The organism is Chitinivibrio alkaliphilus ACht1 (genome assembly GCF_000474745.1).
Classification (GTDB): domain Bacteria; phylum Fibrobacterota; class Chitinivibrionia; order Chitinivibrionales; family Chitinivibrionaceae; genus Chitinivibrio; species Chitinivibrio alkaliphilus.
In genome coordinates this window covers 54,946-78,465 of record NZ_ASJR01000007.1, presented here as the reverse complement: position 1 = coordinate 78,465, position 23,520 = coordinate 54,946, and the positions used below count along the sequence as shown (strand labels likewise).

24 protein-coding genes are annotated in these 23,520 nt (G+C 47.8%); 21 read left to right on the top strand and 3 right to left on the bottom strand.

The features are described from left to right. Nucleotides 1-24 precede the first annotated feature (24 nt). The 11 genes from pyrR (at nucleotide 25) to CALK_RS04680 (ending at nucleotide 8,425) form a co-directional block, all read left to right on the top strand. Nucleotides 25-555: a bifunctional pyr operon transcriptional regulator/uracil phosphoribosyltransferase PyrR gene (pyrR, locus tag CALK_RS04730; RefSeq protein ID WP_034636802.1), complete on the top strand. Its 531-nt coding sequence runs from the start codon at nucleotides 25-27 to the stop codon at nucleotides 553-555. Further along, nucleotides 555-1,484 carry an aspartate carbamoyltransferase catalytic subunit gene (locus CALK_RS04725; protein ID WP_022636518.1) on the top strand — a complete coding sequence of 310 codons (930 nt, stop codon included), beginning with the start codon at nucleotides 555-557 and terminating at the stop codon, nucleotides 1,482-1,484. Before pyrR ends, CALK_RS04725 begins: the two co-directional genes overlap by 1 nt. Then, a complete protein-coding gene (locus CALK_RS04720; protein WP_022636517.1) occupies nucleotides 1,474-2,796 on the top strand; it encodes a dihydroorotase in 1,323 nt (440 codons plus the stop codon). Before CALK_RS04725 ends, CALK_RS04720 begins: the two co-directional genes overlap by 11 nt. 69 nt (nucleotides 2,797-2,865) lie before the next feature. Continuing rightward, nucleotides 2,866-3,333, top strand: a complete 468-nt coding sequence (locus CALK_RS04715; RefSeq protein WP_022636516.1) for a hypothetical protein — start codon at nucleotides 2,866-2,868, stop codon at nucleotides 3,331-3,333. Beyond that, entirely contained in the window at nucleotides 3,333-3,968 is a 636-nt protein-coding gene (locus CALK_RS04710; RefSeq protein WP_022636515.1) for a DUF6162 family protein, read from the top strand. Before CALK_RS04715 ends, CALK_RS04710 begins: the two co-directional genes overlap by 1 nt. Further along, nucleotides 3,969-4,847, top strand: a complete 879-nt coding sequence (locus CALK_RS04705) for a metal ABC transporter solute-binding protein, Zn/Mn family (RefSeq protein ID WP_022636514.1) — start codon at nucleotides 3,969-3,971, stop codon at nucleotides 4,845-4,847. Next, nucleotides 4,840-5,541 carry a metal ABC transporter ATP-binding protein gene (locus tag CALK_RS04700; protein ID WP_022636513.1) on the top strand — a complete coding sequence of 234 codons (702 nt, stop codon included), beginning with the start codon at nucleotides 4,840-4,842 and terminating at the stop codon, nucleotides 5,539-5,541. The genes CALK_RS04705 and CALK_RS04700 overlap by 8 nt, the downstream gene beginning before the upstream one ends. Nucleotides 5,542-5,564: 23 nt before the next feature. Continuing rightward, nucleotides 5,565-6,452 carry a metal ABC transporter permease gene (locus CALK_RS04695; protein ID WP_022636512.1) on the top strand — a complete coding sequence of 296 codons (888 nt, stop codon included), beginning with the start codon at nucleotides 5,565-5,567 and terminating at the stop codon, nucleotides 6,450-6,452. Between the two features lie 154 nt (nucleotides 6,453-6,606). Next, complete coding sequence (gene hisB, locus CALK_RS04690) at nucleotides 6,607-7,197, top strand: imidazoleglycerol-phosphate dehydratase HisB (RefSeq protein WP_022636510.1); 591 nt, start codon at nucleotides 6,607-6,609, stop codon at nucleotides 7,195-7,197. Between the two features lie 85 nt (nucleotides 7,198-7,282). Then, complete coding sequence (locus CALK_RS12070; protein ID WP_022636509.1) at nucleotides 7,283-8,065, top strand: SPOR domain-containing protein; 783 nt, start codon at nucleotides 7,283-7,285, stop codon at nucleotides 8,063-8,065. Between the two features lie 87 nt (nucleotides 8,066-8,152). Further along, nucleotides 8,153-8,425, top strand: a complete 273-nt coding sequence (locus tag CALK_RS04680; RefSeq protein WP_022636508.1) for a hypothetical protein — start codon at nucleotides 8,153-8,155, stop codon at nucleotides 8,423-8,425. Here CALK_RS04680 and CALK_RS12800 read toward each other — a convergent pair. Continuing rightward, nucleotides 8,422-8,577 (bottom strand): hypothetical protein, encoded by a 156-nt coding sequence (locus CALK_RS12800; RefSeq protein WP_022636507.1) that lies wholly within the window; start codon nucleotides 8,575-8,577, stop codon nucleotides 8,422-8,424. The genes CALK_RS04680 and CALK_RS12800 overlap by 4 nt on opposite strands. Before the next feature lie 4 nt (nucleotides 8,578-8,581). Continuing rightward, entirely contained in the window at nucleotides 8,582-9,577 is a 996-nt protein-coding gene (gene tsaD / locus CALK_RS04675; RefSeq protein ID WP_022636506.1) for a tRNA (adenosine(37)-N6)-threonylcarbamoyltransferase complex transferase subunit TsaD, read from the bottom strand. Between the two features lie 202 nt (nucleotides 9,578-9,779). Here tsaD and CALK_RS04670 point away from each other — a divergent pair, with 202 nt between their 5' ends. The 6 genes from CALK_RS04670 to nadB all read left to right on the top strand — a co-directional run bounded on the left by CALK_RS04670 (nucleotide 9,780) and on the right by nadB (nucleotide 15,804). Continuing rightward, nucleotides 9,780-9,968, top strand: a complete 189-nt coding sequence (locus CALK_RS04670) for a hypothetical protein (protein WP_022636505.1) — start codon at nucleotides 9,780-9,782, stop codon at nucleotides 9,966-9,968. Nucleotides 9,969-10,067: 99 nt separating this feature from the next. Continuing rightward, on the top strand, nucleotides 10,068-10,856 hold the full coding sequence (locus tag CALK_RS04665; protein ID WP_022636504.1) for a hypothetical protein: 789 nt from the start codon (nucleotides 10,068-10,070) through the stop codon (nucleotides 10,854-10,856). Then, nucleotides 10,856-11,725 carry an RluA family pseudouridine synthase gene (locus CALK_RS04660; RefSeq protein ID WP_022636503.1) on the top strand — a complete coding sequence of 290 codons (870 nt, stop codon included), beginning with the start codon at nucleotides 10,856-10,858 and terminating at the stop codon, nucleotides 11,723-11,725. Before CALK_RS04665 ends, CALK_RS04660 begins: the two co-directional genes overlap by 1 nt. Then, nucleotides 11,722-13,473: a sensor histidine kinase gene (locus CALK_RS04655; RefSeq protein ID WP_022636502.1), complete on the top strand. Its 1,752-nt coding sequence runs from the start codon at nucleotides 11,722-11,724 to the stop codon at nucleotides 13,471-13,473. Before CALK_RS04660 ends, CALK_RS04655 begins: the two co-directional genes overlap by 4 nt. Further along, nucleotides 13,454-14,140, top strand: coding sequence for a LytR/AlgR family response regulator transcription factor (locus CALK_RS04650; RefSeq protein ID WP_022636501.1), 687 nt, complete (start codon nucleotides 13,454-13,456; stop codon nucleotides 14,138-14,140). The genes CALK_RS04655 and CALK_RS04650 overlap by 20 nt, the downstream gene beginning before the upstream one ends. 65 nt (nucleotides 14,141-14,205) lie before the next feature. Continuing rightward, entirely contained in the window at nucleotides 14,206-15,804 is a 1,599-nt protein-coding gene (gene nadB, locus CALK_RS04645) for an L-aspartate oxidase (RefSeq protein WP_022636500.1), read from the top strand. Between the two features lie 28 nt (nucleotides 15,805-15,832). Here nadB and CALK_RS04640 read toward each other — a convergent pair whose 3' ends face one another. Further along, a complete protein-coding gene (locus CALK_RS04640) occupies nucleotides 15,833-17,641 on the bottom strand; it encodes a tetratricopeptide repeat protein (protein ID WP_022636499.1) in 1,809 nt (602 codons plus the stop codon). Between the two features lie 104 nt (nucleotides 17,642-17,745). Between CALK_RS04640 and CALK_RS04635 the strand changes: the two genes are divergently transcribed. The 4 genes from CALK_RS04635 to CALK_RS04620 all read left to right on the top strand — a co-directional run bounded on the left by CALK_RS04635 (nucleotide 17,746) and on the right by CALK_RS04620 (nucleotide 23,333). Further along, nucleotides 17,746-18,918 (top strand): TraB/GumN family protein, encoded by a 1,173-nt coding sequence (locus CALK_RS04635; RefSeq protein ID WP_022636498.1) that lies wholly within the window; start codon nucleotides 17,746-17,748, stop codon nucleotides 18,916-18,918. Continuing rightward, the gene (locus CALK_RS04630) at nucleotides 18,915-20,555 is read left to right on the top strand and encodes an Ig-like domain-containing domain (protein ID WP_022636497.1); all 1,641 of its coding nucleotides are present in this window, start codon (nucleotides 18,915-18,917) and stop codon (nucleotides 20,553-20,555) included. The genes CALK_RS04635 and CALK_RS04630 overlap by 4 nt, the downstream gene beginning before the upstream one ends. Before the next feature lie 149 nt (nucleotides 20,556-20,704). Next, the gene (locus CALK_RS04625) at nucleotides 20,705-21,865 is read left to right on the top strand and encodes a trans-sulfuration enzyme family protein (protein ID WP_022636496.1); all 1,161 of its coding nucleotides are present in this window, start codon (nucleotides 20,705-20,707) and stop codon (nucleotides 21,863-21,865) included. Next, complete coding sequence (locus CALK_RS04620) at nucleotides 21,858-23,333, top strand: PLP-dependent transferase (protein WP_022636495.1); 1,476 nt, start codon at nucleotides 21,858-21,860, stop codon at nucleotides 23,331-23,333. Before CALK_RS04625 ends, CALK_RS04620 begins: the two co-directional genes overlap by 8 nt. The last annotated feature ends 187 nt before the right edge of the window (nucleotides 23,334-23,520 follow it).

Sequence of the window (23,520 nt, the reverse complement as noted above, 5' to 3'; positions counted from 1 at the left end):
GCAGTGCAAACGGGCAGAACTGTTATGAATTCCAAAGAAATAGAACAGTGTATACGGAGAATATCTCTGCAGATTGTTGAAGAAGAACCTGCTCCGGAAGGTCTCGCCTTGGTGGGGATTCAAACACGGGGAGTCTGGCTTGCACAGGAAATTCGCAACAACATAGAATCCTTTGAAAACATATCCCTTCCCCTTGGCGTTCTCGACACAACCCTCTATCGGGATGATTATCGCTACTCTGCCGCAGGAAGCCCAGCGCGAGAAACAGACATCCCCTTTAACATATCGCGAAAAAACCTTATCCTTGTTGATGATATTCTTCACACGGGACGGACAATTCGTGCAGCCCTTGATGCACTTATGGATATGGGTCGTCCCGGCACTGTACGCTTAGCTGTACTGGTTGATCGTGGGCAACGGGAAATCCCTATACAGCCAGACTATTCAGGACGAATTATCTCTACCGTAGCACGGGAAAACACCTTGCGATTATTTTGCTCCACCGTGGACAAGGTGGAGACAGCCGTACAAATTCTTCCGCGGGAGGGACAATAATGCCTGTTTCTATCAAACACCTTCTTGGCCTCAAAGGGGTTTCTCATGACGACATTACAACAATTCTTGATACGGCGGATACATTTCATGAAGTGTTGCAGCGAGAAGTAAAAGTAGTGCCGCCGCTCCGCGGGAAAACAGTGGTTAATTTTTTCTATGAAAACTCTACGCGGACACGACTTTCCTTTGAAATGGCTGAAAAACGACTTTCTGCAAATCCCCTTAATTTTTCAACCTCCGGCTCTTCTGTGTCGAAGGGGGAAACCCTCAAGGATACAATACAAAATATAGAAGCCATGAAGATTGACATGATAGTGGTGCGACATCAGAGTGCAGGAATACCTCTTTTTTTAACCACCTGTACCGATGCTGTTATTATTAATGCTGGGGACGGCTATAACGAACATCCAACCCAAGCACTTCTCGATATTATGACCATACGACAACGGCTTCGGCGATTGGAGGGCCTAAAAGTTACCATTGTAGGCGATATACTTCATAGCAGGGTTGCCCGTTCTAATATCTGGGGCATGAAAACCCTTGGGATGAATGTCACTCTCTGCGCTCCTTCAACTCTTCTCCCCCACGATCATGATGCCTTGGGGTGCCCCTGCACAACCGATGTAAATGACGCTCTTGAAGATGCTGATGTAATTATGCTCTTACGCCCTCAGCTTGAACGGCAGCAACGAGGTCTCTTTCCCTCTGTACGGGAGTATCGTTCTTTTTTTGGGATTGATGCAGAAAAAATGAAACGGGCACAGAAGAATGCACTTATTATGCATCCAGGACCAATAAACAGGGGCGTTGAACTTGCTTCAGATGTTGCTGACAGCGATAATTCTTTAATTCTTGATCAGGTAACAAACGGTGTGGCGACACGAATGGCTGTGCTGTATCTACTCGGCGGAGGTGACAATGTACAATGAACATACCAAAGAAGTATCCCAAAGAACGGGCAAGAAAGACGCCATATTGATTCGCGACGGGCGAATTCTTGATCCCAAAAACAATCGTGACGAAGTGGGGGATGTGGCCCTCTTGGACGGGAAAATATATGCAGTAGGAACGATTCCCTCCAATTTCACCCCCACCGTAACCATTGATGCAACTGGCAAATGGATTACCCCCGGGCTCATTGACATACATGTGCATCTGCGTGAACCCGGAGGGGAACACAAGGAGACAATTGAAACAGGAACTGCCGCTGCAGCCGCAGGTGGGTTTACCGCACTTGCCTGTATGCCGAACACAACCCCCGTGACAGATACAGAAGCAAAAATACGGTATATCAAACAGCAAAGTCGTTATTCTCCTGCTCGGGTATACCCCGTGGGCGCCATGTCAAAAGGCCTCGCTGGAGAAGAGCTGGCACCGTACGGCGAGATGCACAAGGCCGGCGCATGCGCTGTGTCGGACGATGGAAAATCGGTCTATCGCTCTGACATGCTCAAGCATGCCATTACCTATGCTAAGATGTTTTCCCTTCCGGTGCTTTGCCACTGTGAAGATAAAGATCTTGCCGCAGAAGGTGCCATGGATGAATCAGCCTACTCTGTGCAAAGGGGAATTCCAGGAATCCCCTCTATCTCTGAAGATATCGATGTGGCACGACATATTGCCATTGCTGAATACACAAATACCCCTATTCACATTTGTCATGTTTCAAGCGCAGGGGCTGTCCGTATTATTGCTGCAGCAAAAAAACGAGGCGTTCCTGTTACAGCAGAAACAGCAGCGCATTATCTGTGGTACACCCATGCAGATGTAGGATATGATACATACAAAAAAATGAACCCACCCTTACGCGGCCCGGAAGATCAGGAAGCGCTTCTTGCGGGGCTTATTTCAGGAAGCATTGACCTTATCGCTTCTGATCATGCTCCTCATACCATCGAAGATAAAGATGGTGGCTTCGATACGGCAGCCTTCGGTGTTGTCGGTCTTGAAACAACCGTCGGAGCAACCCTTCCAAAGCTTGTTCATTCTCAGAAGATATCTCCCTTACAATGGGTAGCCCTACACTCTACTACCCCCGCAGAGGTTCTTCATGTAGAAGGAGGAGAGCTCTCTCCTGGAACCGTAGGTGATGTTACCCTTATTGACCCTAACAAAGAGTGGACCGTGTCGGCAGATGCATTCTGTACCAAAGGACAAAACTCAGCCTTTTTAGGTGAAACCTTGCACGGAAAAGCCGTACTTACGATTACGGATGGTGAAATCGTATTTAGGGAAAAATAAACATCCCGTACCGTGAACAGTAACTATATTTATACAGTATGATATTACTCTAACAAGAAAGAGGATACGATGATACAAAAGGTGCTTCCCCTGTTTTTTATGCTAATCTCCCTTTCACATGCTCATGGTGTCTTACTTATGGCGGAACCGGTGGAAGACTCCATGGTATACATTGAAGGTGGGCTTACCGATGGAAGTATTCCCGTGGGAGCAAATCTTGTGCTTCATGCCAGAGCAACAGGACGCCCCATCTGGCAGGGAAAAGTTCCTGAAGAGGGGCATATAACCATTGACCGTCCTGATGAGCCCTATACCATTACCCTTATGCTTGACCGTGCTCATAGTCGAACCATTACGGGGCCTCTTGAGTCAAATGAGACAGAACAGGAAAAACCGGTCCTCAATACGGACGATCTTGACACTGAAGATGCCTTGGCAGATGCGGATCTCCCCCTCCCCATCGTGGTTCCCCTCATTATATTTCTTCTCAGTGGTATAGTTGGGTTTTATCTTGGATTTAGGAAGAGGAAAAAATAATGATATCTCGTGAGGTAAAACCGGCAAATGATTCAAAGGAAGTTCTCGCAATTAGCTTGATCTCCGTGGGGATTATTGTCATAGCAGCGCTTCTTATTATTCTACGAAACATAGAACGGGAGCGACCGCAAACACTCCGATCTCACCAACAAAACGCCTCAGAAGTTCTGAACGACACGGAGTGGAAAAAGTATTCTGATCTCTATACCGAAGGTGCCACGGAGGTTTTGAATATATTTCAAGATGAAATGTCCACGCGGGGCACAGCCCGCTGGCCCACTATTCGAGAATTGGAGCAACGCCTCGTTGCCCCTTTTGAACGTGTATCTCTGCGAGCTGGAGAGGGTGAGTATTCATGGCGCTTGCGCACACGAGAAAGTAAATTTCATGTGCAGGGAACGTACATTGGTCGATCTGCTAAGCCGAAGGAATATGGATCATTCCTCTTGAAAATACAATTTACAAAAAGTATGGAAGGAATATTGTCCGTGTCACCGGAACAAGAATCCCCCTACTCAATATGGTTTAAACGTGGTGAGTTTACTCTTCCCTCAGAAGTTACAGAAGGTGCCTTAATAGATGCGGGGTGGCGTGAATTAATCAACATGACCGGTCAAAGCAGGAGAGATAACTAAATGACAAAACAAATAGCACTTTTCCTACTCTGTTTTATTATCAGTGGGTTCGGACGAGACCTTACCATTGGCGTTGCTCTGCACCCGTACTACAGTTTTGTTAAGAATATCGTACAGGACGAAGCGTCCGTGGTAACTGTCACAGACGGTTCAAACCCGCACGCGTACCAAGCCACAGCTCGCGATATTATGCGTCTTGATTCGGTAGATGTTCTTGTATTAAACGGTATTGGCCATGACGATTTTGTCGAAGATATGCTGAGCGCGTCGGGAAGAGCTGATGAAATAACCCTAATTTACGCAAACGATAATGTCCCGCTTATACCGGAGTCTGTTGGCTCAGAGCGGCTTAATTCTCATACCTTTGTCTCCATATCTTCTTCCATCAGCCAAATTTACCATATCGCAAACGAATTGGCACAGCTCATGCCGGAACAGGAAAGTACCTTTCGACAAAATGCCGGAGAATATGCCCGTAGGCTTCGTTCTCTCAAATTTTCCTACTTAGAGAAACTATCCGATATCGAAACCGGAGATATACGATGTGCGACGACCCATGGCGGTTACTCCTACCTTCTCCAGGAATTTGGCGTCACGGTCAACGCAGTCCTTGAACCCGGCCACGGTTTAAATCCTACGGCAACACAAATGCGACAGGTGATTGAAATGATTCAGGAAAAAAATATTGAGATACTGTTCTCAGAACACGACTATGATGACCCCTTTGTACGCGTGTTGAAAGAAGAAACAGATATCCGTGCGATTCCCCTGTCTCACCTCTCCTATGGAGAGTACACTGCGGAGCATTTTGAAACATGGATGGAGTTTAATCTTGGCCAAATAGTGAAGGCCTTGCGGGGAGAGGCAGATCATGAGTAATGGACCATGTATTACAACGGAGAAAATCTCGGTACATTTTGGACAAAACCATGTCTTAGAAGACGTCTCTTTCACGGCTTATCCCGGTGAAGTGCATGCCATAATCGGCCCTAACGGTGGGGGTAAAACAACCTTTGTCAAATCTCTCATGGGGCAGATTAATCATGCGGGCAAAATCACCATGGAATGGCCGAAAAAAGAAGGGGTAACCGGGTATATGCCGCAAGCTATTACCATTGACACCACGGTTCCTCTCACAGTGCTTGACTATATTGGTCTCTGCATTCAAAAACGACCGGCCTTCCTTGGCATATCAAAGCGATGGCGCACTGCAGTGAAAGAGGTGATAAAAAAATTGCATCTTACCGGAAAAGAACACTACCAATTTTCTGAGCTTTCTGGCGGAGAACGGCAGAGAGTGCTCTTTTCACAAGCCTTACTTCCCCGCCCCGATCTACTTATCCTTGATGAACCGATGAACAACGTTGACAAAATGGGTTCATCCATTTTCTCTGAAACCATCTATGAAATGCGGGATATGGGATGTACGATTATCTGGATACACCATGATCTTGCGGAAGTAAAGGAAAAAGCGGATCGAGTTACCTGTCTTAAAAAACAGATGATGTTTTCCGGTGTTCCGAAGGATGTCATGGACGATGAGCACATCTTTAAAATATTTTCAACCCACTAAGATACCAGCGAGGAGCGATTGCCGTGGAATTTTTCTTTGATTTTATTCGCCATACTATCCAGCAACTGGTACAGCAGGGGCTCCTTCCCGAGTCTCTCAAGTATAGCTTTGTAATTAATGCCCTTCTTGCGGCACTGATGTCAGGGCCAATTCTCGGTTTTATCGGTACTACCGTCGTATCAAAACGAATGGCATTTTTTTCCAGTGCGATTGGTAATGCAACCCTCACCGGGATTGCCATCGGTATCCTTCTTGGAGAACCGGTGCAGGCACCATATATCTCACTCTTCTCCTTTGCAGTCCTTTTTGCAATTCTCCTCAACTTTCTACGCCACCGGACCAATATGTCAAATGATACCCTCATTGGGGTTTTCCTTGCAGCCTCTCTTGCCATAGGTTCAACCCTGGTCTTGGCAATTACGCGGGATATAAACCTTCACACTCTCGATGAATTTTTATTTGGAAACATTTTAACTCTCACTACGGTAGACCTCACACTTCTGTTCTTTACTTCACTTGCCACTCTTGCTGCGGGAATATTCGGCTTTAATTATATTATGTTGAGCGGACTCAATCCTTCCTTGGCACATGTACGGAAAGTTCCCGTAAAAACCGTAAACTATCTCTTTGTAGTATTTATTGCTCTCATCACAGTTGCTTCAGTAAAAGTTATTGGAGCGGTATTGGTACAGGCCCTATTGGTCATTCCCGCAGCATCAGCTGCCAATGTGAGTAAATCCCTCAAAGGATTTACCTTCTACAGCACTCTCTTTGCTACGATCAGCGCGGCGGCAGGAATATTAATTCCTGCTGAAATGGAGCTTAACATTCCCTCTGGTGGTGCAATTATTATTGCCGCAACCATCATCTTCATCGCAACATTTTATATCAAACTGTTAAAAAAGTTTTAAATTATGCCTACCCTGAGTATACTATTTTTTATATTGATTGTGAGCATTGTGCTGCTTGTTGTACATATACAGCTCCGTGCAAATGTCCTCGAAAATGATCTTGCGAATGTTATGAAACGGGCAGAGTCCCATTACAATCTGGAAAAGGAACCTCATGAGCAGAATAGCTGAAATACATAGAAAAACCGGAGAGACCGAAATACATATTCATCTTGCTATTGATGGACAGGGAAAGGGCACGATTAGTACGGGCAACGGATTTTTTGACCATATGCTTACAGCCTTTGCCCAACACGGATTCTTCGACGTGACCATTAAATGTCTTGGCGATATTGAGGTTGATTTCCACCATTCTGCAGAAGATATTGGTATTAGCTTAGGCCAAGCTTTTCGAAAAGCCTTACAGGATAAGCGCGGTATATTCCGCTATAGTCATAGTTATGTTCCCATGGATGAAGCCTTAGTTCGCGTTGTTGCTGATATCTGTGGACGAAGCAACCTTGTCTATTCAGAAGAGCTTCGTGATCGACGCATCAACACCTTTGAGGTAGATCTTGCGTATGATTTTCTTAAGGGTCTTGCTGATCACGCCATGATGACCCTTCATATTGATATCATCCGTGCAAGAAACAGTCACCATGCATTAGAAGCTCTTTTTAAAGGACTTGGACGTACACTGCACCATGCATGTATGATTAATCCAGCCGCCGCAGATGTTATCCCTTCTACCAAGGGAAGTTTATAATTTTTACATTAATTTGTTGCACCCCTATGATGTATATTATACAATCAACAAAAGCTGACAAAAACATACAAAAACAGGAGTAGCTATGATAAAACCCGCCTTAGCACTGTTTCTTTCCCTCGCCCTTCTACTTACCCTCACGGGCTGTGGTTCACGTGAAGAGGAAGCACCGCAAGACGTTGAACAGGAAAGTGACAGAGTTGAAGAGTCGCAGCGTACTGCCGACGATCTCTTTCGGGAATTTGAAGATACAGATACAACAGACGAAGAAGATGAAGCAGAGCTGGACAGCGGCCTTGAGCGGGTTGATGATATAGATGACACTTTGGATGAGCCCCCCATTTCCGATGATGCAGAGTACATGCCGGAGTTTTACACTGATGGTGCCTATGTAGTACAAATTTCAACCATAGCATCGCAGGATATAGCTGAAGATGTGGCTCGAAAATTAGAGGACAGTGGCTACCCCGTTTATATCGCGGAGGTTCTTAATCCTTCTCCCCAACTATTAGGTACATACTACCGTGTGCGGATTGGCGGCTTTCGCTCCATCTCTGCGGCGGAACAATTCGGTGATAATGTTCTTGTTCCCCAAGGGTATAGCTATTGGGTTGACAACCGATCAAATGACAATGTTGGGATCGGCGATTACGGCTTAGGACGATCTCGAGATGAAGAACGCCACTCTTCTGAAACCAAAGACACTCTCCGTTCTGAAGAAGAAGAAAAGGTGTCTACTGAGGATACAGAGAAAGTTGCCGAAACAGATACCTCTCAGCCCTCTGATGATATCCCCGAAGACACTCTTAAAGAAGCAGTGGAAGAGGTGGATGTAATTGAGGACGACTGGGATACCGCTGACTGGTAAGTAACATCCATACAACCGCCATACAGACAAGGGAGGAAGGCCATACGCCACCTCCCTTTTTTTCACAACGGAAAGGAACTGATCAGCATGGCCAAGATACTCTTTGAAGCAGGAAGTATCCAAACAGATTCAAAGTATTTTAAAAGCATCGTTCGAAAAAAAGAGGAAAATGGTCAGTGGAATATTGATAAAACCCTAGTATCACTTCGCGTTTCTTTTTCCAGTCCGCAAGAAGCTGCAACCCTTGCACAATATGACATTATGACCGCACGGGAAAAAGCCATGGCCAATCGTGGTACCTATACAATGGATCACTATCTCGTTGCACTGGGGTACCAAGAACTTGATCAGGACGCTTAAGAGGAAGAACTGTTTTCAAAAAAGAGCTTTATTTTATTCTCTGTATACCGATAAAAATCCCGGGCCCGTTGCTCAAGTCGCATAAGCTGAATCGTAATAGACAAGAGGGTTATGCTTACCAATCCGCCGAGCATAAATAAAACATACTCCATATGATCACCCTCTTTCTTCCGTAAGGCGTGATGTTGGCTCCATACGAGGAAATCTTCTTACTCCACGTTGATACAAGCGTGCCCCAGCCTGAGCTATCATGGCTGCATTATCAGCACACAGTTTTGGTGAAGGAAAAAACACGTCATTGGAGAATTCCTCAGAGAGCGCTTCTCGTAATCGACCATTACAGGCAACCCCCCCCACAAATGCGAGGGGAAGGGAACCGTGTTCATGAAGTATGGTACGCAAATTCTGAACAAATGCTGCAACAACCGCTTCTTGAAAAGAGTAACAGACACGAGCCCGCTCATCCTCTGAGAGAGGTGCAGAGGACTTCTGCACATAGTATTTCACTGACGTCTTTAAACCACTAAAACTAAAATTGGCTCCATCATACTGTGTCACTTGTGCCACGGGAAACTCAATGGGATCACTCCCGGTATATCGACGAGCCTCACGTTCTATATAAGGTCCTGCAGGATAGGGAAAGCCCAATAGTTTCCCCACTTTATCAAAGGCCTCTCCCGCTGCATCATCAATTGTCTGCCCTAAAATTGAATAGGAGTCCTCCGCAACACGATAAATAGAAGTATGTCCTCCACTGGCGACAAGGGCAAAAAAGGGTGGACGAAGGGAGTGTTCTATGGTAACTGCAGCAATATGTCCCTCAAGATGATTTACACCGATCAGGGGAATATTCTCTGCCACATGAAGCCCATAGGCAAAACTCACCCCCACAAGAAGGGCGCCTGCTAAACCTGGGCGATCTGTAACAGCAATAAGATCGATAGCATCCAGAGATCCCACCGTGGTATCTATGACTTTTTTGCATAGAATAGCAACTTTCTTAATGTGTTCACGGGAGGCAATTTCCGGTACAACACCACCATAAACGGCATGAATATCTTGCGTAAAAACCTCATTTGCCCGTACGCGTCCATTATCGATAATTGCAACGGATGTTTCATCACAGGACGTTTCAATGCCCAAAACACGCATAGAGTATATCCTTCCCAAGGTATGAGCTACAATATATATTATATACGGATATGCATTACACATCCTTTTGCATTTCCATATGGGTGAAGTGGCATGGCACAGAAGAGAAAAAGCAACCGAAGCATTTTTTTTTGAGCAAAATTGAATATCTGTACTATATTACTGAGTACAGTGCTTTGTTCCATGAAATATAGAGGGAATTATGAAAAAGTATCTTGTGTGTATCTTCTTTTTTGTGTTCAGTGTCTCTGCCTTTGCTGAGCAGAGTAGTTCAGAAAAGCAAGCTGATACAACTCGACAGGAGCAAGTTGACGAATCACTGTCTCCCCGCACCCGATCTATCGATCGAGGAGAAGATAACTGGTCAAAGATAAAGTCAATCTTCTTATAATAGGTGGGTTGTTTTCGCAACTCTCTATTTTCATTTGACCTTGCTTTGCCGGTAATGTATACTACAATGTATTCTCACAGTATACAAGGCGAGGCAAACATGAGTTCCAGTTCATGGTACGATACCTTTAAAATCCGGTACGAACAATTTGTACACCGCTTTGTTCGTCAAACAGTATCCTATGCAAACACAATAAATCTTCTCTATGATCATATAGAACGGGTTGCCCTTGAGTGTCGCGGGATCGCGAATTCTCTGTTCCTAGAAGAGGAAGAGATGGATGTTCTACTTATCTCAGCGTATATATTCCGCCTCTCCTGCTACGAAGCTCCCCCATTTTTCGTTCCCTGCTCTATAAAGCTCTCTCCGGCCATGCTTTCTGAAAGTATTTCCACATGTGAAAAAGAAGCACTTTTGTATGGATGTGATGAAGTACAAAAAGAGCGAGTATATCACCTTGTACAGACGTTGTATCACCAAACCCCGCCTGCACGTCTTTCTTCGGAAGATGCCCTCCTCTTTACAATCTGTAAAGACGGGCTATTAATAGATACGTTCCGACAGCTTGCCTTTCAAGAATACGCCCACATGAAGACTGAAGTGTGTAGCTCGTCTCGCTCGTCCTTTGAATTTTTGCAAAAACTCTATACTCGTGAAGCAGCCGGTGCAACAGCCGTGGAAACAGAAGAAGATATCTTGACACACCAGCTCTCATGGTTACAAACAATTCATCATTTATGGACGGCAAAGACAATTGAAAAACGTGATTATATCACAACCTTGGTCAATCAATCTTCGCAAGGCCCACCTCAAAAGGCCTACCCCTTTCTTACATTCTTTGTGCAGAAAACGCAGGAAGCTCAGGCACAAAAGATAAAGGGTATTTAATGCCACGCATCTGTTCTCAAGTAAAACCCGCCTACGACGGACTCTGCTTAGGCGAATACCTTTCACGCCGCTTTACCTATAAAACAGAAGCTGAATGGAAAGAGGAGATAGCAGCAGGACGATTTTCTGTAAATGAGATCATCCTACAGCAGCACCATCGCGTCTGCACAGGAGACACCCTCGTATATCTATTTCCTGACGAATATGAAGAACCGGGGGATCTCTCATACCATATTCTGTATGAACAGGACGATTTTCTGGCGGTGCATAAACCACCGCGTTTGTTGGTGCATAATAACAAAAAGACCCCCACCCAAAATCTAATCTATCAACTTCGAGAATGTCACAGCCCCTCCTACCCAACTGCCGATATTATACATCGGCTTGATCGAAACACTTCAGGGGTGATTCTTATTTCCAAGAACAAAAGGGCCTTGGTGGACCTCCAAAAGAAATTCTCTCAACGACAGATTGACAAAACCTACTACGCCATTATTTCCGGTGTTCCTAAGAAGAAAGAAGGATGTCTGCAAAGTCCTATTACCATAGGTGCTTCAGGAAAGATTAAAGAGGCTGTCACCACATACCGGGTTGTGAGCGCTACAAAAAACCATGCCGTGGTAGAACTCTCACCTCGCACCGGCTACACCCATCAATTGCGTATTCATTGTGCGCATATGCATACTCCTATACTCTATGATACAACCTACGGAGCCTCCACAGCTCCCCCCGGATCACGCCAGATGCTTCACTGTGCAGCCCTTACCTTTGCTTATAAAAATCGTATTCACCACATCACGTCTCCCCTTCCTGATGATTTTAAAACTACCATGAACCGTCTCAATCTTTTCCTGGAAGAAACAACGTGAGCCGCTCTGTCATACTCCTTATACTCCTGGGGCTCTGCCTTGGCACGGTGCACGGTGCGGTGCCAACCTACTCGATTTCCCCAGATACCCCAACAGCGATTTTTCTTCAAGAGTGGCATCGTACCGAACATTCCCCCGCTGAAGATACGCAGAGCGTGCTCTTTTCACACTCCCGGCACCACCCCCTTGAGCTCCCCGGACGAGATATTTCCCTCACAACGCATATATCTGTACCGAACCATGGCGATCTCACGAAAGACTTCCTGCTTTCCATCCCCGTATTACTGCATACCTACCACATCTACTGGAATGGCACCCCTATTGGGCATGGACAATACGATTCCCAGGAAAACACCTCCTCTGCCTCACGGCATCACCGAATTCCGCAATATCATATTCAGGAAGAAAATACCCTTACCATTGATTTCTCTACCGCTCCGTTCAGCAGTGGTGGCATGGTGTATCCCATACGCCTTGGCCATACTGAAGAGGTGCTCTTACATAATCGCAAAGACTTGGCTCTCTCCTTTTTCCTTGGAGGGATTTTTCTTACCACGGCCGTATTTCACCTCCTTCTTCTTTCGTATCGGGGCAGAAGACGTACAAACACTCTTTTTGGTCTCTACTCACTCTGCTGCGCCGGCTATGTTTGTATCGACGCGATTATTCGTTTTGGAAGCATCTCCGCCACCCATGTTTTTCCGCTTCTCATAAGTCTTGATTTTTTGTGGCTCGGCCTCATACTTCTCTTGCCGCTTTTTCTCCTCTCACATTTTAAGGCATCCTATCGCCATATCACGGGAACCCTTCTCACGGTACTCTCCTGCACCGTATTAACCATGGCACGTCTCTCGTATTACAACATCATCCCTCTTGATTGGGCTCCCTTTTGGTACAGTGTTAATCTCCTCTACGGGTATCTGGCGACACTCTTTGCCATCACCATCGCCCTGGGCGCAACCCTGAAAAAACGGCGGGGAAGTAAGACAATTCTCTCCGGCCTGATCCTCTTTTTTATCGCCCTCATTATTGGAACCTCTGCCCAGGGAGTGGGCAATAGCTGGATTATTGGTGTATCCGTACTCAATATATTTATCACCATTGCCATCGGAAAACAACTCTCCCAACAGCTAAAAAATTCCTATCGATCAGAGATCAAAAGTACCCGTTTGGAATTAGAATTGTTGAAACGACATATCCACCCTCATTTCCTTCTCAATAGCCTCCACTCAATTGTCGCCTGGATTGAAGAGGATCCTCCCACGGCAACACGGCTTATTACCCACCTTTCACGGGAACTTCGCTATCTCATGGCCTTTGCCGGGCAGGATTTAGTTGTCCTGAGTGAAGAAATAAAACTTTGTCAAAGTCATCTTTCCGTAATGAATATGCGAAAAGAACAATCCATAACACTTCAGTGTAGCGGTGACTATCGTGAAACTATCAAGATTCCCCCCCTTATTCTGCATACGCTGATAGAAAATGGGTTAACCCACGGTTTCTCCGAACAGGAAGAGGGGTATTTTCTTCTTGACTGTCATCGAGGCGAAAAAGATTTTACCATTAACTTGTCGAACGACGGCAACTCCCGTGGAAAAACAGAAACCTCTGGAACAGGAAGTGCCTACATTAAAAGCAGACTCCAGGAAGCCTACGGCACAGAGTGGTCTCTCTCCGGTGGTCCTGTGGGTGGTGGGTGGAAGTGGACTATCTGCATAAGGAACATATATGCATATCGTAATTGCTGAAGACGAGAAAGTTTCGGGACGGCGACTCAAGCGAATGGTGGGAGAGCTTCTTGGTGAAGCTCTTGAGGAGTGCGTTCTTACACACTCCATGGAAGAATGTCTTTCCTACGTATCTCAACATTCCATCGACCTCCTGCTTCTGGATTTAAACCTTAATGGGAAAGATGGTTTTACCCTTTTGAAGGAGCTTCAGGAAAAAAAATTCCAGACTATTGTGGTCTCTGCAAATACAGACCGGGCGATTGAGGCTTTCGAACTGGGTATTACCGATTTTATCGCAAAACCCTACGACACCACACGACTTGCTAAGGCGCTTAACCGTTTTTCAGGACGCCTCAATAGAGAGCAGGAAGCCCAAACCCTTGTCGTAAAAAATTGCGGAGAACGCCTCTTCATCCCCGTATCCTCCATCATCTATATTAGTGGTGCAAAAGACTATTCTGAACTGCATTGCTCCAAGGAACCGGCCTATTTGTATAGCAAGTCCCTGGAAAACCTACATCAAATTCTGCCAGCACGGTTTATCCGTATTCATAAATCGTACATCGTAGATACAACCAAAATTGACCGTGTACGCGTGTACGGCGGCGGTCGCTACCGTGCCCATCTGTGTACGGGGGAAGAACTACCCATCAGTCGTGCAAAATACAAGCAATTCTTTACGTAAGCACAGTAAAAGACGCACGGCGGCATCTGCAACACCTATTTTTATTCTTCAGCAAAGGTGGAGCCATGGCATATACGAGTGACTTTCTTATCATCGGTTCAGGTATTTCGGGATTGCTCTTGGCACTCAAAGCAGCTCGAAAAGGGTCTGTTATACTCGTGACCAAGCAAGATCTCTCCAAGGGCAGCACCAAACGCGCCCAAGGGGGCATTACAGCGGTTATCTCACCGCACGACAGTGTAGAACAACATGTGGCAGACACCTTGGAAACGGGAAATGGTCTCTCTGATAAAACAGCAGTTGAGTTGGTATCAACCCATAGTGCAGCCTTGATAGAGGAGTTGCTTGACTACGGCGTACCCTTCTCCAGGAATTCTTCATCTACAGCACCTCACGGGCTTTCCCTGGGACGGGAAGGCGGACATGGGGTACATCGAATTGTCCATGCCCGTGACCATACCGGCCAAACCATTCAGGAAACCCTGACGGAGCAGGTACAAAAGACACCGGGAATTACCATTCTTACGTGGCACACCCTCGTTGACCTTATTACAGATCACCACCGTCATACCAGTCTTACGCAACCGCAATGCTGTTATGGCGCCTATCTCTACGATCGTTCGGAGAAACAGTTTCATCGCGCTGTGGCAGGGCAGACAATTATTGCCACCGGGGGCATTGGAAAAATCTATGAACATACCACCAATCCCAGTGTAGCCACGGGAGACGGTATTGCCGCGGCATGGCGAGCTGGGTGCGCTATTACCAATATGGAGTTTGTCCAATTTCATCCAACCACTCTCTATCACCCCCGCTCCCACTCTTTTCTTATATCTGAAGCGGTGCGCGGTTTTGGTGCACGGCTTTTAAACAGTAATGGCGAGGAGTTTATGCACTCCTATCATCCCATGGGCGAGCTGGCTCCACGAGATATCGTGGCCCGCGCCATCGACCGAGAAATGAAACTCTCCGGTTCTCCCTGTGTCTACCTTGAAATACTGGACAAAGACCCGGCTCGTGTGGCCCGGCGGTTTCCAAAAATTTCTGCAAAATGTACAGAACTGGGAATTTCCATCCCCCACGATGTTATTCCCGTTGTGCCTGCGTCCCATTACTCCTGTGGAGGGATCCACACAAACCATACGGGCATGACAGAAATAGAAAACCTCTTTGCCTGTGGTGAAGCTGCGTATACCGGAGTACACGGAGCCAATCGCCTAGCTTCAAACTCTCTGCTTGAAGCAGGGGTTTTTGCCACAATTATTGGCGAAACCTTAGAACAGAAGCCACGCTGTCCAGTGCAGGAGATTCCACCATGGGATGATTCAAATACGGCAAATACTGAAGAGTGGGTGCTTATCTCCCATAATAAAACAGAAATTCAGAAGATCATGTCCGACTATGTGGGGATTGTACGTACCAACGAACGACTCACGCGAGCCCTGAAACGCATTATCCTCCTCCGTGAAGAGATAGAACATTTCTACAAACGTACAAAGATTACCACGTCACTGCTTGAATTACGTAATATGGGTATTGTGGCAGAGTTGGTGATTCGTGCGGCCAGACAGCGAAGGGAGAGTCGCGGCCTGCACTTTAACCGTGACTATCCTGAGAAAGATCCTGCCCAAGCACAGGTCTTCTCCCAAAGAAAAGAAACGTAGAACCAACTTTCCAGAGGTACTCCTCCGTCTAGAACCAATCTGAAAAATCAGGTATCGTGGGTTCTCCCGGTTCTTCATCCGCAGGAAGCTCTTCCTCCGCAAGGGGATCCGTGGCATACTCCTCTTCCTTTGCAACCCGCTCCTCATATTCGCGTAAATACCCGCGGGCAGCCCCAGTCTCCAAGGCCGGCCGAACCGCCGCACATTGTGGAGAGTCTGGGTAGGAGTCACACAGCCGGCTATACACTTGCACCACCACCGTATCAAGACGGTCATCACGGCGGGTGGGACGGCGTGAAGCCTCACGACCTGCTGCATAGAGAGCCTTGGCAGCAATATCCGGAATATCCTCATACTGCATTGCCGTAATTATATAGTGATAATACACCTCTTCAGAATACTCATCATGGCGTTCTGCCAAGCGTTCAGAACGTCGAAACCGCTGTGCTGCCGAATCTCTTCGGGTCACAACGGTAACCTCCTGATGCATAATGTTTTGTGCCTCCTGAGCTGCTTGAGAAGAGGGATATTCTTCTATGAGTGACTGAAACAGGGAATCGGAACGAAGCGTATCCGCTTCAACCTGACGATAAAGCATCGCCTTTGAATATAGGGTCTTTACCCGCAAAGAATCACTGAGATCCTCATCTGATAAGAGGTATTTAAACTCCGCAAGTGCCTTATGAGGGAGTTCAACATCAAGCCAGAAATGTTCACCCACACGATACCGATCCAGGGAAACATTCTCAGAACGCTCCTCTTCCATGGCCGTGCGAAACTCTTTCACGGAGGTAAGACCACGTAAGCGGCGACGAATGCGCTGGAGCATCTCACCCTCCGCATAGGAGCGAGCCTCTTCAAGCTCTGTACGTCCCTGTTCAAGATCCCCGCGTACTTCCAAGGAGATTGTCGCCATGGTATACCAGGAGGAGGCCATGATATGATCTGCGGCTGAACGGTAGGTAATCTCTTCAAACAAGCGATAGGCACGATTTTTTTCGCCTTGGGCTAAGAGCACACGGGCCCGGTAATAGGTTAGTTCATTGCGATACTCCAGATACTCCCGTCGGTCAAGCCCCTGGGAAATTTTCTCCGCCGCATGGTCATACTCCTGTTGTGCCAGAAGAATTTGTATTCTACGCAGGTCACAGAGATAAAAAACAGAACGGTATGAGTCATCAAACTCCGGCAGACGTGCTATCCATGTAAGGGCATCGTCATACAAATCAAGATCGTAGTAGTATTCAGAGATCCGTTCTATGAGATACACCTTTTGCCCAACCTCTTCTGCTGATTCATAGGCGGTAATAAGAAACTCAACTGCTCCACCGCGTCCGTCCGTCTCGGCAGAAACCTCCGCAAGGAGCAGGGTGACACGGTTATTTTCATTCAGATCAGGAAAGGAGTTTAAGACGTATTCATAGGTGTTTCGCGCGAGGGAATATTCTCCCATGGCATGGTAGGCCCGTCCCAGATAGAGCCATGACTCAGGTATGTAGGATGATTGGGGAAACTCTGCCTGCAGTGATTGAAAGGAGTTAAGGGACATTCGATACTGCCCTAAACGATATGCAGCAATACCACGGAGAAAATAGGCATTGGGGTGAAAACGTTCACTGCGAGGAAACTGCGCAAACACCTTATCGGCTTTCTCCACGGCCCGTTCATATTGTTCAGCCGTACGCGAGGTAACACGAGCGCTGTCATGGCCTTCACTGAGAAGCTTTTGCTCCTGTTCATAGGCAGTATCATAGGCTTCCCACCCGTTATAGAGAGTGTTAAAGTAGGCACAGGAGATAAGAAACAGGAAGCTGAGTAAAAGGGCACGAGATTTCATAGCCACCACCCCGGAGAATATACCGGCTGCATGAATAATTTCATATATGTTTTAGTTTAGCCATCGTAATATAGTATTTTCCAATAAAAATAATTGGAGCCCCCATGGAGTATGACAAAAATATCACAAAGGTGGACTGGCAGGAAAAAACCGTATACCTCCTCGGCACGGCCCACGTGTCAAAACAGAGTGTGGTGGAAGTACGGGAGGCCTGTCGAAACCTCTCCCCCGATACGGTTTGTGTAGAACTCTGCAAAAATCGCCTTGAATCGATCCGCAACGCCGACCGATGGAAAAATATGGATATTTTCCGTATCATAAAAGAGAAAAAGGCGGTGATGCTTTTTGCGCAGCTCATACTCAGCTCTTTTTATCGTAAATTAGGCAAGGAGCTTGAAGTAACTCCCGGTGCAGAAATGATTGAAGGAGTGCATCAGGCAGAACAGGACAACCGTGAGCTTATTTTGGCTGATCGGGATATTCAAATTACCCTGAAACGGGTCTGGGGCAATCTCTCCTTTTTTGAAAAAATTCGTCTCCTTGCCCACCTCCTTCCTTCACTCCTGTTTCATTCTGATGAGAAGATTGATCATGAAACGGTGGAAGAGCTAAAAAACAAGGACCATCTGGAACACGCCATGGAAGAGTTTACCCATGAGTTTCCTCGCATTCAGGAAAGCTTAATCCATGAACGCGATATGCACCTTGCAGAAAAGATAAAATCCGCCACGGGAACCACAATTCTTGCCGTGGTTGGTGCCGGCCATGTTCCGGGGATTGCCAGACAACTGTTTGAAGAAAATGATCTTGACGCAATTACCCATGTGCCCCCCCCGTCCCTGCTACCACGCCTGATCACCTGGGGATTTCCCCTTCTTATTATTGCCCTGATTGCCTATGGGTTTGTCACGGGAGGAAGCGAACGGGGCGGCGAGATGCTTCTTCTTTGGGTACTCTTAAACGGAACTCTTTCCGCTGTGGGAACCCTTCTTGCCGGAGCCCATATCCTCACGATACTGACCGCCTTTGTTGCGGCCCCCCTGACCAGTCTGAACCCAACCATTGGTGCCGGATACATCACGGGACTGGTGCAAACTATTTTAAAACGTCCCACCGTGGCTGATATGGAAGCGGTTCCCGAAGCCACAGAAAGCATGCGCGGGCTCTGGAAAAACCCCTTAACCCGTATTCTCCTCGTGTTTATCTTTTCAAGCCTCGGAAGCTCTCTTGCCTCCCTGGCCTACCCCTTTGTTCTTGCATTCCGGCTTGCCCAATGATACGCCTCATTCTCCTTGGAGCCCTTCTCTGGACCGGCTGCGCCCAGCGCCAGTTCCCCGAGGGGGGAGACGGCACGCCCCCGGTTCTCTCGGTTATTCACACCCATCCATCTCAGCAGGCAGTACAGGTGAGCCCCGATTCACCCATCACCATTCGCTTTTCAACCTGGCCCCATCGAGACCGGGCCGCCGCAGGAATAGAAATAAGCCCTCCCGTCCCAGAGGGGGTTACCGTGGATATTCGCCGCTCCACCATGACCATTCACCCCCGTACTTCCTGGGAAGAGGAAACAACCTACCACATCCATCTCACCCCCAATCTGGCCGGGTATCAACAGGCGGCTCTTTCTCCACCCTACACCCTCATTTTCTCTACGGGAGACAGCCTTAGTTCGGGCACTCTTTCCGGCACCATCCCTCCCCACACCCAAGAGGAATTTACCCAAATCGGGCTCATATCGACCCAGCGTCTGAAAGAAGATTCTCTGGTAAATATCTCCACCTTTGACTACCGTGCTACCCCCGATTCAACGGGGACCTTTTCCGCACATCACCTAAGCGAGGGAACCTATCTCTGCCTTGCCGTTGCACAGTGGCCCCTGCAGGCAGGAGACACCCTTTATAGCTCCTCCTCCCCCGCCATGGAAACCAGTGCTGCACCCACATCTCTGTCCATGCCCCTTGTCTATGAACCACGCCCCGTGGAACCTGAGGCCATAACCTACCGTGATTCAACCCATCTCGAACTCACCCTCACCAGACCACTGCTTCCCCGCGACTCCGCCCTCATGGTGAGCCTCTCCCGTGAGAAGGATACCATGCCCCTTGATAAGTGGAGCCGCCGAGACGATGGCCGTGCTCTGCACATTTCTCTGCCAAGCCCCCTCACAGATACCACCTATGAAATACATCTACACAGCCACCGTTTTCCCTGCATCGATACCAACCGCAGAGAAACAACGGTCCACTCCCTTCCATTTTCAGGCCCCCCACCGTCGGAGTTTCCCCCCATTCACATGACAAAGGTAGAGATGGTTCAAAGAGACAAGACTCCCTCCCTCCGTATTTCCTGGAATACAGCCGTGCAGAAGCAATCCCCCGACAGTATCGTCGCCCTGCAACCCGACGGTGATACCCTGTGGTTTATTGCCAAGGAATCTCGTCTTTCTTCAACCCATCACTACACCGCAGAGACCCCTGCCCCCATGAACAGTGAACTCGCGTTCACCCTTGCGTGGAAGGACTGTCGTACCGAAGACAGAGACACAACCATCACCACCACAACCCGTGGAACCAGTGATTTTGCAGAGTCCTTTACCCTGATCGATGCCACAGAACAACTCTCTGAAACAGTACTGGAACTTCGAGGCCACAAAACTGGTCTAGTTTATCGCAAAAAGATTACCGATACCAAAACCACCATTGCCCCCTTGCGTGCCGACACCTACACCATGCGCTTTTTTGGCACACCACATGAAGACACGACCTTTCGTACGGGAACCCTTCTCCCCTTCGCACCGGAATCATACTATCTTCCCGTAACAGATACCATCTCCATTCCCCCGCGCTGGGAACAGGAATACCATTTCTCGCCCGAAACTTTCCCATTTTACCCACCCCATCCGTCCGCTGAATAAGCAGACCTTCCTCCGCTCTTCGGGGCAGATATTCATCTGCCCGCATGAAGGAGCAACCTTTTACACAGAAAGCGTATTGTCCTTCTTCGAGGCGTTAAGTATATTTTCACAAGAGGAATAGTAAACAATTATCTCATAGAGGAACTCCCATGGACTATCAACACTGTTCAGTAGCAACTTTATTATCCCATGCCGCAGAAGTGGGAGCCATAAATGACCCCCACGGGGCAACCCATATGCCCATTTATCAGACAGCCACCTTCGACTTAAAAAAGCAGGGGGAGACCCCCTATGATTATACGCGCAGCGGAAACCCCACCAGACACTCTCTGGAAAATCTCTTTACCAAGGTCTGTGAAGGACGTTCTGCCCATTGTACTCACACAGGGCTTGGTGCGGTGGCTCTATTGCTGGAGACCCTTGTAAAAACGGGGGACCACATCGTGGTGGAGCAAGACTGTTACGGAGGCACCTATCGCCTGCTGCAATCCTATCGTGAGCGCCTTGACATTACCATTCATTTTGTAGACTGTACCGATACTACAGCAGTCGAGCAGGTCTTGTCCCAAAACGATGTGCGCTTTATACTCTTTGAAACCCCCACCAATCCGGGCTTGAAAATTATTGATATTGCGGCAATTGCAAAACGGGCCCATGCGCACAACACCCTCTGTGTGGTGGATAATTCCCTGGCAACCTTTATCTCCCAAAAGCCCCTTGCTCTGGGGGCGGATATCTCCTTCTTCTCAACCACTAAATATGTCTCTGGTCACGGTTCCGTGGTGGGGGGTGTTCTTGTTACGGGGCGGGATGATCTGGTGGATCCCTTTGCCTATGCGGCAAACGCCTATGGACGCAGCCAAAACCCCATGGATGTCTATGTTACTTCCCTGGGGCTGCCCACCCTGCCAATGCGCATGAAGTTGCATGAAGAAAACGCTCACGCCCTTGCCACATGGCTTGAAACTCTGCCAGAGGTGGTCTCGGTTACTTATCCGGGGCTTCCCTCCCACCCCCAACACGAACTGGCACGCACACAAATGCGCTATTTCTCTGGGGTATTCACCGTTGATTTTGATACCCCGCAAACTGCACAACGGGTGGTGGAAAAAACGGTCCTTTTTGGGGAAAAAGCATCCTTTGGCACAGCCGACAGCAGAATAGAGATACCGGGCAAAATTAGCCATGCCTCTTTTTCTGAAGCAGAGTTGGCTGCCATCGGTATCACCCCTGCAACGGTGCGCCTTTCCCTTGGGTTGGAATCGGTTGATGATCTCAAAAAGGATATTCAGGAGGCTCTTTATGGATGAACGCTATTACAGCCCCATACCCTGCGGAACCCCCATCCCCTTTGATACTCCCCACGCTTTTTCCGTGTCTCTTCCCACCTATCAGGATGTTGCAGATTATGAAGAGAGTGCTGGTGACATTTTTACCAAAGTACGCCAAGCCTACCCTCGAATTATCCAGCATCCCCTGGTATCCCAACTCACCGAGGAGATTCGCCGTATCTATGACAGGGACAACCACTACGCCCTCTTGCTTCCCTCACGGGCAGCCTTTGATGAGGTGTGCCGCCTGTGGAAGAAAACCCCAACCTTCTATGAACACCGGGGCTCTCTTCTCCTTGCGCTTTTTTCGTCATCGCAGGAGCGCTACTCCTTCTTTACCATTATGAAATGGTGTGGATACATGATATTTTCACGGGAGGCAGAACGGATCCTCAAGGGGCATTCTCAGCCCTCCCCCGCGGAACAACAGCAAGAAAAACAGATAATAACGGATGTTCTGCGTGAAGGATACGGTCCGGGAAAAACTATCCTTACCAATAGCGGCATGAACGCCTTCTACAGTGTCTTTGCCGCCGTGAAAGATGCCGCAGCCCACACCCATCGAGATACGGTAATACAGTTTGGCTGGCTCTATACAGACTCCATATCAATTCTTCGCTCCTTTGCCCCACGACATCACCAAATACCCCGGGTTACGGATTTACACACACTAAGAACCGCTCTTGCCTACGAGGGAGATCGTGTCATGGCCATTGTCACAGAAACCGTTTCAAACCCCTTGCTTCACACCCCCAATTTTACTGCCCTAAAAGAGCTTTGTCGCGAATACGGCTGTTGGCTCATCGTGGACAACACCTTTGCAACGCCTTGGAATGTGGATATTTCCTCCGCCGCAGACTGCATTATTGAAAGCATGACAAAGTATGCCGTGGGCACGGGGGACACCATGGCGGGAGCTGTTTTTGTGCCCGCAGAGAGCTCTTTCTCAGAGACAATTCTTTCCGATGTGGCGAAACGCAGCATCCCCTTACAGCATGAAGATCTCTTGCGGTGTGCTCAGGGAATACGCTCCTATGGCGCACGGATGCAGCGGGTTAACGAGGTTTGCAAGCAGATAGCAGCCTTTCTTCGTCACCACCCTGCGGTGGAGTCGGTTTATTCGGTCTATTCAGAAACAGCAGAGAATTATGGAGCCATTGCAAGACATGATGAAGCCTATGGCGGGGTACTTACCTTTGCAGTGCGGGGTGATTTTGCAATATTTTACGACTCCCTCTGCCTTCCCAAGGGGCCAAGCCTAGGGACCGATTTTCCCTTGCTCATGAGCTATACCCTCCTCGCCCACTGGGATCTTGTGCAAAAGGAGGGGCAAAAAGAGCTTTCTCAGGCAGGAATTTCACCGTGGCTGCTCCGCCTTTCCGTGGGAACCTACGACCCAGACAGGACTATTGCAGCATTGAAGAGATCCCTTGATCTTCTTCTGTGATAGGAGTATAGATTCAGGAGAACCACCTTTCTCAAACTCGCTCCCAGTCTTCTGACTCTCTCATTTAGTAGAGCCATAAGGCTGATACTCTCTTTTTAGTAGGGGGTGAAGGTATATTTTGAACAAAAGTCATAGAAGAATCGACACCATTTGAGGTAATTGGCGTGCTTGACTTGAGGAACCATAT

Coding starts and splice junctions, on each gene's coding strand:
- CALK_RS12800 (WP_022636507.1), bottom strand. CDS start 8,577: ATGGAGTATGTTTTATTTATGCTCGGCGGATTGGTAAGCATAACCCTC.
- CALK_RS04705 (WP_022636514.1), top strand. CDS start 3,969: ATGACAAAACAAATAGCACTTTTCCTACTCTGTTTTATTATCAGTGGG.
- CALK_RS04665 (WP_022636504.1), top strand. CDS start 10,068: ATGAGTTCCAGTTCATGGTACGATACCTTTAAAATCCGGTACGAACAA.
- CALK_RS04630 (WP_022636497.1), top strand. CDS start 18,915: ATGATACGCCTCATTCTCCTTGGAGCCCTTCTCTGGACCGGCTGCGCC.
- CALK_RS04640 (WP_022636499.1), bottom strand. CDS start 17,641: ATGAAATCTCGTGCCCTTTTACTCAGCTTCCTGTTTCTTATCTCCTGT.
- CALK_RS04620 (WP_022636495.1), top strand. CDS start 21,858: ATGGATGAACGCTATTACAGCCCCATACCCTGCGGAACCCCCATCCCC.
- pyrR (WP_034636802.1), top strand. CDS start 25: ATGAATTCCAAAGAAATAGAACAGTGTATACGGAGAATATCTCTGCAG.
- CALK_RS04680 (WP_022636508.1), top strand. CDS start 8,153: ATGGCCAAGATACTCTTTGAAGCAGGAAGTATCCAAACAGATTCAAAG.
- CALK_RS04725 (WP_022636518.1), top strand. CDS start 555: ATGCCTGTTTCTATCAAACACCTTCTTGGCCTCAAAGGGGTTTCTCAT.
- CALK_RS04720 (WP_022636517.1), top strand. CDS start 1,474: ATGTACAATGAACATACCAAAGAAGTATCCCAAAGAACGGGCAAGAAA.
- CALK_RS04650 (WP_022636501.1), top strand. CDS start 13,454: ATGCATATCGTAATTGCTGAAGACGAGAAAGTTTCGGGACGGCGACTC.
- CALK_RS04700 (WP_022636513.1), top strand. CDS start 4,840: ATGAGTAATGGACCATGTATTACAACGGAGAAAATCTCGGTACATTTT.
- CALK_RS04710 (WP_022636515.1), top strand. CDS start 3,333: ATGATATCTCGTGAGGTAAAACCGGCAAATGATTCAAAGGAAGTTCTC.
- CALK_RS04625 (WP_022636496.1), top strand. CDS start 20,705: ATGGACTATCAACACTGTTCAGTAGCAACTTTATTATCCCATGCCGCA.
- CALK_RS04715 (WP_022636516.1), top strand. CDS start 2,866: ATGATACAAAAGGTGCTTCCCCTGTTTTTTATGCTAATCTCCCTTTCA.
- CALK_RS04660 (WP_022636503.1), top strand. CDS start 10,856: ATGCCACGCATCTGTTCTCAAGTAAAACCCGCCTACGACGGACTCTGC.
- tsaD (WP_022636506.1), bottom strand. CDS start 9,577: ATGCGTGTTTTGGGCATTGAAACGTCCTGTGATGAAACATCCGTTGCA.
- CALK_RS04635 (WP_022636498.1), top strand. CDS start 17,746: ATGGAGTATGACAAAAATATCACAAAGGTGGACTGGCAGGAAAAAACC.
- CALK_RS04670 (WP_022636505.1), top strand. CDS start 9,780: ATGAAAAAGTATCTTGTGTGTATCTTCTTTTTTGTGTTCAGTGTCTCT.
- nadB (WP_022636500.1), top strand. CDS start 14,206: ATGGCATATACGAGTGACTTTCTTATCATCGGTTCAGGTATTTCGGGA.
- hisB (WP_022636510.1), top strand. CDS start 6,607: ATGAGCAGAATAGCTGAAATACATAGAAAAACCGGAGAGACCGAAATA.
- CALK_RS12070 (WP_022636509.1), top strand. CDS start 7,283: ATGATAAAACCCGCCTTAGCACTGTTTCTTTCCCTCGCCCTTCTACTT.